11 protein-coding genes are annotated in these 13,660 nt (G+C 40.3%); 10 read left to right on the top strand and 1 reads right to left on the bottom strand.

Translation table 11 applies throughout. The features are described 5' to 3' along the window. Positions 1 to 6 precede the first annotated feature (6 nt). From E0F88_RS27215 to E0F88_RS27245, 7 genes are all read left to right on the top strand, one after another. Complete coding sequence (locus tag E0F88_RS27215; protein ID WP_131961474.1) at positions 7 to 909, top strand: AraC family transcriptional regulator; 903 nt, start codon at positions 7 to 9, stop codon at positions 907 to 909. Between the two features lie 359 nt (positions 910 to 1,268). Further along, positions 1,269 to 2,141 carry an alpha/beta hydrolase gene (locus E0F88_RS27220; protein ID WP_131961476.1) on the top strand — a complete coding sequence of 291 codons (873 nt, stop codon included), beginning with the start codon at positions 1,269 to 1,271 and terminating at the stop codon, positions 2,139 to 2,141. A gap of 29 nt (positions 2,142 to 2,170) precedes the next feature. Continuing rightward, positions 2,171 to 2,992, top strand: coding sequence for an alpha/beta fold hydrolase (locus E0F88_RS27225; protein WP_131961477.1), 822 nt, complete (start codon positions 2,171 to 2,173; stop codon positions 2,990 to 2,992). Between the two features lie 355 nt (positions 2,993 to 3,347). Beyond that, positions 3,348 to 3,761, top strand: coding sequence for an OsmC family protein (locus tag E0F88_RS27230; protein WP_131961478.1), 414 nt, complete (start codon positions 3,348 to 3,350; stop codon positions 3,759 to 3,761). A 703-nt stretch (positions 3,762 to 4,464) separates the two neighbouring features. Continuing rightward, the gene (locus tag E0F88_RS27235) at positions 4,465 to 5,064 is read left to right on the top strand and encodes a hypothetical protein (protein ID WP_131961480.1); all 600 of its coding nucleotides are present in this window, start codon (positions 4,465 to 4,467) and stop codon (positions 5,062 to 5,064) included. A gap of 254 nt (positions 5,065 to 5,318) precedes the next feature. Continuing rightward, positions 5,319 to 5,738, top strand: a complete 420-nt coding sequence (locus E0F88_RS27240) for a DUF262 domain-containing protein (RefSeq protein ID WP_131961482.1) — start codon at positions 5,319 to 5,321, stop codon at positions 5,736 to 5,738. A 224-nt stretch (positions 5,739 to 5,962) separates the two neighbouring features. Further along, positions 5,963 to 6,910 (top strand): hypothetical protein, encoded by a 948-nt coding sequence (locus tag E0F88_RS27245; RefSeq protein WP_131961484.1) that lies wholly within the window; start codon positions 5,963 to 5,965, stop codon positions 6,908 to 6,910. 445 nt (positions 6,911 to 7,355) lie between these two features. On the opposite strand, the gene E0F88_RS27250 is transcribed toward E0F88_RS27245, so the two are convergent. Beyond that, positions 7,356 to 8,189 carry a hypothetical protein gene (locus E0F88_RS27250; RefSeq protein ID WP_131961486.1) on the bottom strand — a complete coding sequence of 278 codons (834 nt, stop codon included), beginning with the start codon at positions 8,187 to 8,189 and terminating at the stop codon, positions 7,356 to 7,358. Positions 8,190 to 8,566: 377 nt separating this feature from the next. Here E0F88_RS27250 and E0F88_RS27255 point away from each other — a divergent pair, with 377 nt between their 5' ends. The 3 genes from E0F88_RS27255 to E0F88_RS27265 all read left to right on the top strand — a co-directional run bounded on the left by E0F88_RS27255 (position 8,567) and on the right by E0F88_RS27265 (position 13,626). After that, entirely contained in the window at positions 8,567 to 9,505 is a 939-nt protein-coding gene (locus tag E0F88_RS27255) for an AraC family transcriptional regulator (RefSeq protein ID WP_131961488.1), read from the top strand. 101 nt (positions 9,506 to 9,606) lie between these two features. Next, entirely contained in the window at positions 9,607 to 11,010 is a 1,404-nt protein-coding gene (gene lpdA / locus E0F88_RS27260; RefSeq protein ID WP_131961489.1) for a dihydrolipoyl dehydrogenase, read from the top strand. Between the two features lie 30 nt (positions 11,011 to 11,040). After that, complete coding sequence (locus E0F88_RS27265) at positions 11,041 to 13,626, top strand: TonB-dependent receptor (RefSeq protein ID WP_131961491.1); 2,586 nt, start codon at positions 11,041 to 11,043, stop codon at positions 13,624 to 13,626. Positions 13,627 to 13,660: the final 34 nt, after the last annotated feature.

Genomic DNA, 13,660 nt, shown 5'->3' on the forward strand with positions numbered 1-13,660 from the left:
CATAACATGCTTAGCTCAACACAGTATCTGTACAAGTCGAATCTGAGTCTGATAAATGAATCGGCACCTGCCGGATTTGTCAAACCGAAAATTCAGTTTGAAGCTCACCGTCTGGAAGACGGCTGTCTTCATCGGCAGCCACCAACAAAAAACAATGACAGATTATCAGGCTATGAAGTGATCTGGATCAAATCAGGTTCAGGTAGTTTTTTGGTCGATATGGAAAAGTACGATATCAGGGATAATATGCTTTACCTGCTTTCTCCAGGGCAACGCCACTTGTTTAAACCAAATGAAGGAATGCAGGGATACCGAATCTGTTTTTCAGATGAGTTTCTATATATGAGCGGAGGTCAGACGACCCAGTTTCTCTCTGAGAACCAGCGTGTAAAATCGTTAAATCTCCCCGTGCTTGAAATAAGCCGGGAGATTCAGAACGATATCGAGGAGATTGTCAAGGCAATGATCCGGGAATATGCCACCAATTTTCAGTTCAGATCAGACATTCTGAAAGGCCTGTTACGGATTTTAATGGTCTATTTCTCCCGCAAATTTGAATTCCATGAAACCAGCGGTTCAAAGTGTGCAGATTCAGAACTGTTTGAAAACTTCAAGTCACTGATCAGAAAGAACATATTGATTAAAAAAACAGTAAGTGAATATGCTCGGGATCTTGCCGTGACACCCTGCTACCTAAGTGAAGTTGTAAAAAAGGCTTCGGGCTTCACGGCCAGTTATCACATACAGCAAGGTATTATTCATGAAGCAAAACGAAGGGCAATATGCCTGGGCGAAAGCATGAAAGAAATCGCATACTACCTTGGGTTCAATGATATCGCACATTTCAGTAAATTTTTCAAAAATCAAGCGGGCATTAATTTCTCAGAATTTAAAAAAACCATTGCCTGACCCAGTGCATTTCACCTAAGACAAAACCTGACCGTTGGTGTTTTCTTTAATGTGTTTAAATCCGGAGCAATCCATACAAGTGATTTCTTTATTTGTCAATTGTCTGGCGGGCGCTGCCAAGCTAATTTTGTTCTATCAGCCTAGGCATATTGACCGAGTAAAAACTACTAACGTTTAGCTATCAGCGTTACAGTCAACTGTAAGTTTTGATTTTGTCTTTCGGCTTCGTTATAACCGACTGTTTCTTACCAAAATTACCAGTTGGCAATCGAGCAGCGACCCAAAGCGGACATTCCATGTTATTGTTATGGCCTTACGTTTAGCAGCAAATATTTGTACAATGTTTAAACCCTGACAGTATGCCAATTTTTTCAAGACATCCTCCTGATGGTTTAAATGCTAACCCATTGGACACAAATTTTAATTATGACCTCCAAAACTCACTTGAAACCTCCACGACAAAAAAAAACGTTGTTTATGACGGGTATCAGGTGGATTTTACAATTGTAAGGCCAAGCAACAACAGTGAAAATTTGCCGGTCTTTGTGTTTATTTATTCAGAAAGTGGTCTGGCAGTCAATCCCGAAGGCCATCAGCGCATGTTGTGTAATCTGGTTGAAATTTCGGGAGTATCGGCCGTATTTGTACATGATGATCCCGAAGCCAGACAAAATCCTGAATTATATGTTTTTAAAGTTTTCGCTGCCGTGAACTGGATTGCAGAAAATGGTGAACAGATCCAGGTAGACAGCAATAAAATAGCGCTTGTAGGATCTGGCTGTGGCAGCAACATCGCAACTATTGTTTCCCTGATGGCAGCATGCGATCAATATCCGAAAATTTCTCTGCAGATACTGATGAATCCTGTTTTTAACGTTGGAAAACCGCCAACCTGGGCCAAAGCCGGTTCCGGATTACCGGATAGAAATAACAGCGGGCCCGGATCGGGAGAATGGTATGACGTGTCAGAAATCATGAGGTTACCGATCCAGGCCGACAAAAAGCAATTATCCGGCCTTCCAAAAACGATCATACATCGCGTGGAAGACCACATTTTCCAAAACGAAATTGATTATTTCAGTTGCAAACTTAAAGACGCAGGTGTCCAGATCGGTCTGCACCAGTTTGAGGAACGTATGCAGGATATAGGTTTGAACGACCCGACAATCGACCATTACAGCCAACCGGCCTTTCTTCAAGTAGCACAGGCCTTAAGGGCTCATTTTGCATAAAATTTAAAATAAATTAAACAACAATGATTATGAAACTTTCCCTAATTCAGGCAGCAACCTATGTGCTCACCTTATTTTTGCTCTCCTCGTGCAGTGACGATGACGTGGTAGAAATTCCTGTTTCGCCCAAAACCTTTGTACTGGTGCACGGCTCATTTCAGGGGCCGTTTGCATGGCAATATGTAAAAGACCAGTTGATAAAAAAAGGACAAAAAGTAGTGGTTGTGGAGTTACCGGCCCACGGCGAGGACAAGACAGCCCCAGCAACGGTATCCATTGACGTTTACCGTGATAAGGTAATCAGTGTCATCAATCCTTTGGAAGGCAAGGTCATTCTGGTTGGCCATAGTTTGGCGGGACTTGTGATCTCGGCAACGGCAGAAAAAGTACCGGACAAAATAGAAAAACTAGTCTACATTGCCGGCTTTGTACCTGCTAACGGACAATCATTGCTGGACCTTTCATCCACTGACAGCACCTCGCTGCTCGGCCACGCACTGATTCCATCAGCTGACCAGCTCACCCTGGACATTGCCGCAGCAAATGTTGCCCCTATCTTCGCCCAGGATGGTTCTGCCGATATAAAAAAGCTTCTAATGGATAATAAAAGAGTGGAGCCTGCGATTCCCTTCATTAATAAAGTGGCTGTTAGCGCAGCGAATTTTGGCAAAGTCGCCAAGTATTACATTCATACCGCCAAGGACATGGCCGTGGGACCGGCTCTGCAAAAAAGAATGGTTGCCGCCGCGCCAGGATTCAAAAAAACCTACACCCTGGACACAAGCCACAGCCCATTCTTAACCCAGCCACAAGCGGTCACAGATATTTTAATGGAGGTCAGTAAGTTATAGTTTCATAAGCCGGGAATTGGATGCACGAGCCGTGTTACCGAGCGCGCTGGCTGTGGCGAAAAAGCGGTGCGCGCGCGGGCATTGCGTGTGGAAGCTTTTTTCGCCTTGATTTTTTTGCGTACGCCGCGCGGTTACTTTTTGTATCAAGACAAAAAGTAAGAGAACTGGAAGCATTTATTTGCCTTAATCTTTTTGCGAATGCCGCACGGTTACTTTTTGTGCGGACCGCCGTCCCGGTCAAGACAAAAAGTAAGAGAACTGGAAGCTTGTTAGAGTGATCCAAATACACTGATTTGCAAAGTGTCACCAAAGAAAATTACAAGCAATAAATTTTAAAATAAACATCTACAACTTTATGAAACGTAATGCAACAGCTGTCTGGAACGGCTCAGGAAAAGACGGCAACGGCCATCTTACCACCCAGAGTACAGTACTTAACCAAACCCAATATTCCTTCAACAGCAGATTTGCCGATGGCGTAGGAACGAACCCGGAAGAACTCGTAGCAGCTGCGCACGCAGGGTGTTATACGATGAGCCTGAGCTTCGGATTAAACAAAGCCGGCTTTACAGCTGAGTCACTTGAAACGACTGCTTTAATCAATTTCGAAAACGGCACCATTACCGGATCACACCTGGTCGTGAAAGCGAAGGTTGCAGGTATTGATCAGAGTGCTTTGGAAGTGATTGCCAAGGAATCTGAACAAACTTGTCCTGTAAGCCGGGCGCTGAGTGTGGAGATAAGTTCGGAGATTTTGTTAGTAGAGTGAAAAGCCGGGTTGAAGTAGAAATATTTCGTAATGTAAAAGAAAAGCTCTTGTAAGTTACCGCTTGCAGGAGCTTTTTCTCGTGGTGACTTACCGCTTAATAACTATTTTATAGAAATATTTCGCAAGGCAGTAAAAATTTTGTTACTTGGAGAAATAATATAAACCTTCCTTTAATTATGAAAATGTTACTACAAACTACAATACAAGTTCTACCTACAATTCGGCGTAAAATGCCCAATGTCAAAGTGATAGTCTGAGTGGTATAGGTAATTAAAAATCCCTCACGGCGGAAAATTACGGTATCAACAGTCAGTTTCCATATGTAAAAAAAACAAATGGGACCGAGCATTTTACTGTCAATAAACTATTAATAATCTCTGTAAAGACATAATAAATTTAGAAAGTACGGCATACTTTAGCATATAATCGAACTATGTGCTATATGTCTGACCAACAAAATAGATTATAATTTAGTATTTTATATTCCAAATAACAGATATGCTTAGACTTCCGAAAATTATAATTGCAAGCTTGTTAATGTTATATGCTTTGATTTTAACCTATTTCAGGTTTCATATTCTTGTCGAATTCTTCAAAACCCCGTCAAATGTAGAGGGTGAGGAACTAATTAAATTGATAACTCCAATTCTTGCAATTATCATTTCAATTACATTATTTATCAATTCTTTCAAAACCAAGAAAAATGAAAAAATATAAATTCATCTCAATTTTATTGATATTTTTTTCTTCAACCCTTCACGCGCAAGTAGCCGACTCTACGATAAACAAAGTAACAAGTGAAGGTTTAGCAAATTATGTACAATCTTTTTTTTCAATAAAATCCATACTTGAATCGGTAGAAAATTCATTTATTAATACAGTTAAAAAAGAGAAGAGAGATATGATAATAACCCAGACAGAATTTTTAAGAAGAGATATGGTTTCGCTAATGAATAAAAAGTTAGAATTATTTAATTGCGCATATCAAGGAAATTGTGTTAACATTTATGAAATTGTTTCTTTAATGAATGGAAGTTTTTATCAATTAAATAAAAGATTGAAAGAAATCAACGTATTGTGCGCTAATAAATATCAGGCAACAACCAATGATGTGATAAAAAACTTTAAAACTGATTTAGACTATAAGGAAAGAAATTTAGATAAAATAATGAATGACCTAACAGGTAAAAAGAAATATAACAAAGAACAACTAAAAACTGAAAGTGAAAAAGTTATAACTGCGACGCAACAATGCATAAATGATATTGACAAAATAATTGATAGAATGAAAGCTATTAAATAAACTTCCAACGTCATTATTTTCCGATAGCAAACAAATGATTATTTGCAAAAGCAGGGATAGAAAATAGACCATCAGCTATGTGAAATCCACAGCATCGATTCGGAATAGACCACAAATATTTGGCTTTATTATTTAACTATAACAACATTTTCAATCGTTTGTCTATACAGGTTCAGACTATCATAGATTCTCTGCCTTTGCAAGCTCGTATTTAAAGCCACATTTTTATTGCGTAACACAAAAAACAAAAAAACATGAGAGCACCGGAATTATCAACAGGAGCAGAAAAAATAGATCGGATAATAAGTCGTATTAATTCAGGGGACATAAGAATTCCAGCTTTTCAAAGGGCTTACGTTTGGAAGCAAAATCAGATTCTTGATTTATTGGACAGCGTCATAAAAAATTATCCAATCGGAAGCGTCTTATTGTGGAGCACAACAGAGCGCTTGAATCATACAAGAAATATTGCCGGCTATAAAATTCCTGATAACGCAGATGAATATCCAGTCAACTATGTACTTGACGGGCAACAAAGGATTTCATCAATCTACGCAACTTTTAGTGATAAGACCCAGCAAGACCCAGCAACTGCCAGCTATAATCCAAATTTAAATATTTTCGAAATTTATTACAATTTTTCAAGTAAAAAATTTATTCCAAAATTGAAGTAGTAGTAGGAAATAATAACACTATTTATCTACGAGACTTTTTAAACGCAGCTAAACTTATTACATCACTTCAATCTCTGAGTGCAAGTTTTCATAGTGACGCGCAAGAGCTTTATTCAAAATTTATTAACTATGAATTACCAGTTGTAACAATCAAAAATCGAGAAAAAAGTGAGGTGGGAATAATTTTCGAAAGAATTAATAACACCGGAACTAAACTTACTACGTTGGATTTAATGACTGCTTGGACTTGGACCGATGATTTCCATTTATTAGAAGCTATGAACGAGTTGCAAGAGGAGTTAGAAGAAAAGAGTTTTGGCGATTTAACTCAAAGTATTTTTTTGCAGTCAATTTCTGGTCTCATTCAAAATAATACTACAACAATCTCAGTTACCGAGTTAAGTGGAGAACAAGTAAGAGATAATTGGCAAAATTTCTGCGAATCCTTGCGTAAAATAATTGATTTTTTATCTTCAGAGATAAACTGCTCGCACATCGATTTTCTTCCATTTCAACAACAAGTTGTTGCTCTAACAAAGTTTTTCGGATTTTCTGAAAGACCTACTGCCGATCAACTTAAGGAGCTAAAAGCTTGGTTCTGGAAAACATCATTTTCTAATAGGTACTCTACTGGTCAGACAACGGACAAAATGAATTCTGACATTGAAAGAATTATCGAAATAAGAACAAATAATTTCACGGAAATTAGAAAACTTAAATATACCACGACAAAAAATGAACTGATAGATACTAAATTTTCAAAAGCAAATCCGCTAACAAGGTCGTTTCTATTATTAATGGTCCAACACAAGCCGACAGACCTAGTTAAGAATATGAAAATTGATATTACAAAGTCACTTTCAGAATACAATCGTAAACAATACCATCACATATTTCCAAACGAATTTCTTAAAAAACAGGGATTCCCAACTGAAAAAATTTTTAGTATTGCAAATTTTTGTTTTCTACCAGCCGATAGTAATAAGCAAATTTCAAGTAAAAATCCTTCAGAATATTTTTTTACTCTTGTTCCTGACAACAATTTTAATGACATTCTCAGCAGTAATCTTATTCCTTTAACTAAAGAGATTTATGAGAAAAATAATTATAACGACTTTCTTGAGAAAAGAGCGGAGTTAATAATTGCCGAAATAGACCGGTTAACTAATTAAAATTTCGCCTAACAAAAGCAATTAACTCCAACTAAATACCAAAACGTAGTTAGTTGGAACAATCTGCTCCGTAGTCTGTGCCTTCACAGCCTTAAAACTGATTATTTGAAAGTAAATAACACACGGGACAATTACGAGTCGGTCTGGGACTGTTTAGACACAGTCCGTAGGTAAAATGATCTTAAATAAATAATTGATCAACAAAATTACAAAACGTTTACTGAGTATTGAGGACACTGCCCTTATTTGCACTTATCAAAGACACTTCCTTATTATATACTTAATTGCAGTCACGAGCCACGGATAAGTAGTTTGACTTGATTAACGTAGTTGCCTGATTTTCTTTTGTATAGGATATGTCCGAATCTATCCGATCCTGGGGTCTTTTGTACAGTTCCAGCACGATCATTCCCATGGAAAGCCTTAACCTTTCGTGAACGCCAATTCAATATCTCTTTTTCACCCACTTCCAGGTTTTAAATCTCTCAACAGAAGGCGTGGGGGCTCCACTGTTGAGAAGATCATAAAATAAGTGTTTGATTAATTGATCAGTAATACCTTGTGGCACAACATAATGCGCTCTTCTTCCTTGCTCTTTTTGCAAGGAATTTTTCTCAAAAAATGGTTTAACATAGTGATATATTTCCCATCTAATATTGTTAAGCAACTCAACAATCTTGGTAACCTGATAGTTAAATATGTCATCATGAAACTGAGCATAAAATTCAGGAATGAGTTCAAAACCTTCTTCGGAAGTAATTTTAATATCGCTTCGTAAAAATATGTCCTGTATCTTTTTCACATTTCGAGACAATACTAAATGATTGTGCTTTGAAATATTTCCACAAATAACAATTGCTTCCCGCCGTGTTATTTTTGGAGTAAAATTCTGCTGAACGGTTGGAAACCATAATTTTCGTGTCTTACCCCTAATTGTGAAATTCACGTCTGTATCCAACCAAGTAACCGCTTCATTTAATACTTTCCTGAGCTTTGAAACCTTTCTGTTTAGAAGTGGTTTCCTAAGGGAGCTCGACAACCCTTCAATAGAGTTTGGACGCCCGTCTCCTGGGGGCATTGTCAGCAGATCAACAAGATGAATGTTAAAATATTTTTGATTAATTTCTGTTTTAAGTATTACTACATGGCTTCCATCATCGCAATCTTGCAATTCAAATATCATATTGTTAACCATCTCATTAATTGATGCCACGCAGCTGGTTAAATACAAAATCTCTAACTCGATAGGTGATAAATGCTCGGGCGGTTGTTTGGACATCTTTGACGAAAGTTCTGTTTATCAAAAATGATTGTATTGCGCTTTATAAACAAATTATTAAGGTAAATATAAAGCAAATATTCCTTTACCAAATGTGTTTAAGGTCAATTTTGCCATCAAGTAAAGTGTACTAAAAAGCATTTGAATAGAGTATAGTTATTACACTTGATCAATATAAATGAAAACTTCTCCCTAACGGTCACGTCATCCCTCCCACACTGTGACATTTCGCCAATATTTTGAACAATTAGTGAAATATCAACAATCAAAATGATGATACTTTTCTGTAAATATCTGATTTAAAGATACTTATATCATGGCATGGGTATTGTTGTATAATAGTCAGATTGCGACTATAACGGCAAAACCTTATCCTTATGAGCAGTACCAACTTATACCCTAACCAATTCGTACCCCATTTCACTAATGGGAAACTGGGATCAAAACCTGTGGTTCGGTCTGGATCACCGTTTGAAATACAATACCTGCAGTCAGCAGCCACAATTGAAACCGGGCAGCACGAAAAATTATGCTGCTTCCAGGTCATCTGGATCAAAAAAGGTTCCGGACGTTTTATGCTGGATATGGAGACATACCAGATCAATGACAATATACTTTACTTTATTTCTCCGGGGCAGCTTCACAAAGTGGAAGCCAATGGAATGATCGAAGGGTACAGGATCAACTTTTCGCCGGAATTTTTAAAAATGTCGGGCGGAATGAGTGGTCTTCCTTTCGCAACCGGGGTCAAGGATCAGAAGGGCACTGCTCCGATCATCCGTGTTGGTCAGGATATACAGATGGAAATTGAGGTGGTAGTTAAAACCATGATGCAGGAATGTGCAAACGATTATCCCTTAAAATCTGAGATCCTGATGGGTTTATTAAAAATCTTCATTGCCTATTTTTCAAGGAGATTTGAAATAAAGGAACAAATTGAAACCCAGAAAAGTGATGCTGAGCTTTTCAACCGGTTTATGCTGTCACTGGATAACAATTTCGTTTCAAAAAAGAATGTAGCCGACTATGCTGATGAATTTTCCGTAACGCCTAACTATTTCAGCGAAATCATAAAAAAGGTATCCGGCTCTACGGCAAGCCATCACATTCAGCAAAAAATCGTACTGGAAGCTAAACGGGCACTGTTATGCTCAGAAACAACCATGAAAGAAATCGCCTTTCAGCTGGGCTTCAATGATGCAGCCCATTTCAGCAAGTTTTATAAAAATGTGACAGGCAAAAACTTTACGGAGTACAAGAGGGCCTTCGGCGATCAGCAGTCGGCCGTCGGTATCTCTGGCAGTGTAAGTCGTTAATAAACATAAATTCATTTTACGGATTGGCATTGACAGTGAGCATGTATTTCGGCACTGATTGCCGAAAGCCGACCACCGAATGCCGAAAGCACTCACAAAATATGACCAACTTCGACATGATCGTTATCGGCTCGGGGCCGGGCGGATACACCGCGGCCATACGCGCAGCACAACTGGGATACAAAACAGCAATCGTAGAAAAATACCCTTCGCTGGGTGGCACCTGTACCAATGTCGGCTGTATACCTGCAAAGGCGTTGCTGGACAGCACCGAACACTATCATAATGCCCTGACCAAGTTTAAAAATTTCGGCATTCACTTGGATTCGGTCAGAGTGGACCGTGAGCAATTTTTTAAAAGAAAGTCGGATGTGGTCATTCAGAATGTAGCGGGAATCAATTTTCTGATGAAGAAAAATAAAATCACGGTTATTTATGGCACTGCATCGTTCTTGAATAATGAAGATATTGAAATCAAAGATGTGGCGGGCTCCGTGCAAACCGTGAAAGGAAAATACATCATCATTGCCACGGGATCAAAACCGGTTTCAATTCCCAATGTCCCCATCGATAAAGAGCGGATCATTACTTCTACCGAAGCACTTTCTCTGCCGGAAATTCCGGCAAGCATGGCCATCATCGGTGGCGGGGTTATCGGCGTGGAAATGGCTTCTGTCTATGCCCGAATAGGCGTCAAGGTTACCATCATCGAATACGCTGACAGACTGATACCGACCATGGACCAGGAACTCGGCAAAGAGTTACAAAAGATCCTTGCAAAAAACGGTATTCAGATCCTAGTAAGCCAGAAAGTCCAGTCGGCCAAAAACAACGGCAAAGATGTTACGGTAAATTTTTTAGATAAAGACCAAAGCGTGCAGAAGCTAAATGCCGATTATTGCCTGGTCGCTGTCGGAAGAGGACCGTTCACAAAAGGCCTTGGTCTGGAAAATACCCGTATTGAGCTTGACGAAAAGGGGCGGATACTAACCAATGCAAAGCTGGAAACAACCCTTGAAAATGTGTTTGCTATTGGCGATGTGATCAAAGGTCCGATGCTTGCGCATAAAGCGGAAGATGAAGCGGTGTTTGTAGTTGAAACTATTGCCGGCAGTAAACCACATATCAAATACAACCTGATTCCGGCTGTGGTTTACACGTGGCCCGAAGTCGCCAGCGTAGGCGCAACGGAAGAGGAATTAATCAAAAACGGGATTGCATACAGGAAGGGGAAATTTCCCTTTACAGCAAGCGGAAGAGGCAGAGCCGCCGGTGATACGGAAGGATTTAGCAAAGTGCTTTCCGATCCCAGATACGGTGAAATTTTGGGTGTACATATTATTGGTGCCAGGGCTGCAGATCTTATCGGGCAAGCCGTAATCAATATGGAATTTGAAATAACAGACAGCGCATCTACGACGATTTCCTACGCACATCCTACCTATTCGGAAACCCTGAAGGAAGCTTATCTGATTGCTTCCGGCAAAGGTTCTTTAAACATCTGATTTTAAGAGGCAAATCCGCCGCTCACTCCTATGAAAAACCTATATTTTATTTTATTCTGTATCATCGCCTGCCAGGCTACCTGTCTGGCGCAATCAACCGGACGAGTCACCGGTAAGGTGAACGATGCCGAAGGTTTGCCCATGGCCGGTGCCAATATTCTGATCCTGGAAACGGGTACCGGTACTGCTACAGACAGCGCCGGGGATTTCTCTTTTACAGATCTCAGAGCTGGCCGGATCACATTGAAAATTTCTTTTGTGGGTTACGCAGATGTAGTTGAAAATTTAAAAATCAAGGCAAACTCAACTAACGAAATTACCATAAAATTATCCATACGCCCTATCGCAGGGGATGAAGTAGTTATTACCTCATCCAGACGTCCTGAAAAAATAACCCGCGCGCCGGCAACCATCAGTGTCATTAGTGCCAGTGACCTGGAAGAAAGTGCATCTTTTAATCCGGCTGAATTGCTGTCTAAAATACAGGGAGTTGAATTTGTCAGGACTGGTGTCAACAGCATCAGTATTAATGCAAGGGGATTTAACAGTGCATTTAATACCAAGATCTTGCAAATGACAGATGGCCGTAACAGTATGCTTGCGGGAGCAAACGGTTTGCCGCCAGGTATGATGAATACCGTAGTCAAGGAAGATATCGAACGCCTTGAGATTGTCCTGGGACCTAACTCAGCCCTTTATGGCCCGAACGCACACAACGGAATTTTCAATACCATCACCAAAGATCCAAGAAAATACCAGGGTACTACTGTTGCGCTTACGGCAGGCAACCAACAGGTGTTTAGCGGAAGGTTCAGGCATGCCACCAAGATTAATGAACACTGGGCCTATAAGGTTACCGGAGAGTACACCACTGGTAAAGACTTTAATTTTAAAGACAGTGTTTACGCCGGCGGAGGTGTTTACGGTCCCGCAGTAGTGATTCCTGAAAGGATTTCATCGTATCAGTTTAAGTATATCAAAGGCGAAGCACATTTGTTTTACAACTTCACACCGCGATCCTACGCGGCGCTTACCTACGGCAGAAGCAACAGCACTTATTTGAACGTAACAAACCTGACCCGCAACTACCAGCAGGACTGGATATTCACCTTTCTTCAGGGACGATTTGTCACTCCGCATCTGTTTGTTCAGTTCTACCAAACCTGGGCTGATGCAGGGAAGTCCTTCGGTGTTGCCAGCTACACCCGAGATTTCTGGAACCGTACCCACAGCACCATTACAGATCCGGCCAATCCAGCTTTTGCGGCTACGGGTTATTTGGCACCGGATCAGGCCGAAGAATATGCCATGCGCGTAGGCAATGTATTTAAAGAAAATTCCAAAAGGCTTAATTCGGAAATACAGTATAATTATGACTTCGAACATGCCGGTTTATTCTTAATTGCAAGTGCCACTTATCAGAAAGACGAGCCTGACACGTACGGGTCAATTCTGGTTGATAAAGTTCAAAAGGTCGATATTACTCAATACGGTGCGGCTTTACAGCTTGAAAAAACATTGCCTGGCGATGTCAAATTTACCGCCGCGGCCAGGATAGATCATCACAGTCTGTTCGGTGAAATGTTTTCCCCAAAATTCGGACTGGTGAAAGGAATCGGATCCGGCGCAATGCGGCTGACATGGGGCAGGGCCTTTGCTGCACCGATCATTCTCTTTCAGCGTGCCAGCGTTTTCGGACTGATATTCGGTAATGGGAACGGTGTTAAGTATATTCCTAACGGGGCCAACACCAACGACCCAGCCGCCATTACTAAGACTACACCTTTGAGTCCCGAACAAATAAATACCTGGGAGCTGGGCTACAAGGGAAAAGTCACCAAAAAGATTTATGTGGATGTAAATGCATATTACGGCAAAAGTAAGAATTTCCTCAGCCCTGCCATTTCGGTAGGTGGAAGGACTGTGAGCGTTGGGGATTTTCCGATCGAAACCAATACATTGCTGTTTCCAGGAACCGTCACTAACTCAGGAATACTAAATGGAGCCGCTTTTTCCACCTACTTCAATTATGGAGAAGTTTCGTCCTACGGCGCAGATGCCGGCCTGAATTATTATGCTAACAGTAAGATTAGTATAGCTTTAAAATATTCCTGGTTCGGATCAGACATTACCAGTGAAAATATTAAAAACGATGCCAACAAAGATGGCTACGTAGCCGTCGATGAGCGTAGTTTAAATGCGCCAAAAAACAGGATTATGGGCAGCATTTCTATTCAGGATCTGTTGCATAGCAAAGTCTTCTGTAACATTTCTGCCCGGTGGGTCCAGCAGTTTGACATGTACTCGGGGAGCCAGATCGGTACCAGGGAAGGCAAAGGAAAAAGGGGAATGGTGTACGGAGGTAAAAATCCCATCAACGACCAGCCACGTTATTATGCCAAAAATTTTGACTGGGGACCCATTGGCGGTTTTACGACTTTTGACATTTCCGCTGGATATAAAGTATCTGAACTGATGAGTCTGAACGGCAGTATTAGCAATGCTTTTAACACAAAACAAATTGAGTTTGTTGCCTCTCCATCAATTGGGCGTTTATATTCTGTGGAACTTAAAGTAAATGTTGCTGCCAAGAATAAAAAACCTGGTTCATTATAAGGTAATAATAGCAGAACTGACGCTACAACTGATT

The sequence above is a fragment of the Dyadobacter psychrotolerans genome, from assembly GCF_004349265.1.
Lineage (GTDB): Bacteria > Bacteroidota > Bacteroidia > Cytophagales > Spirosomataceae > Dyadobacter > Dyadobacter psychrotolerans.

Coding starts and splice junctions, on each gene's coding strand:
- E0F88_RS27235 (WP_131961480.1), top strand. CDS start 4,465: ATGAAAAAATATAAATTCATCTCAATTTTATTGATATTTTTTTCTTCA.
- E0F88_RS27225 (WP_131961477.1), top strand. CDS start 2,171: ATGAAACTTTCCCTAATTCAGGCAGCAACCTATGTGCTCACCTTATTT.
- E0F88_RS27250 (WP_131961486.1), bottom strand. CDS start 8,189: ATGTCCAAACAACCGCCCGAGCATTTATCACCTATCGAGTTAGAGATT.
- E0F88_RS27220 (WP_131961476.1), top strand. CDS start 1,269: ATGCCAATTTTTTCAAGACATCCTCCTGATGGTTTAAATGCTAACCCA.
- lpdA (WP_131961489.1), top strand. CDS start 9,607: ATGACCAACTTCGACATGATCGTTATCGGCTCGGGGCCGGGCGGATAC.
- E0F88_RS27215 (WP_131961474.1), top strand. CDS start 7: ATGCTTAGCTCAACACAGTATCTGTACAAGTCGAATCTGAGTCTGATA.
- E0F88_RS27265 (WP_131961491.1), top strand. CDS start 11,041: ATGAAAAACCTATATTTTATTTTATTCTGTATCATCGCCTGCCAGGCT.
- E0F88_RS27255 (WP_131961488.1), top strand. CDS start 8,567: ATGAGCAGTACCAACTTATACCCTAACCAATTCGTACCCCATTTCACT.
- E0F88_RS27240 (WP_131961482.1), top strand. CDS start 5,319: ATGAGAGCACCGGAATTATCAACAGGAGCAGAAAAAATAGATCGGATA.
- E0F88_RS27230 (WP_131961478.1), top strand. CDS start 3,348: ATGAAACGTAATGCAACAGCTGTCTGGAACGGCTCAGGAAAAGACGGC.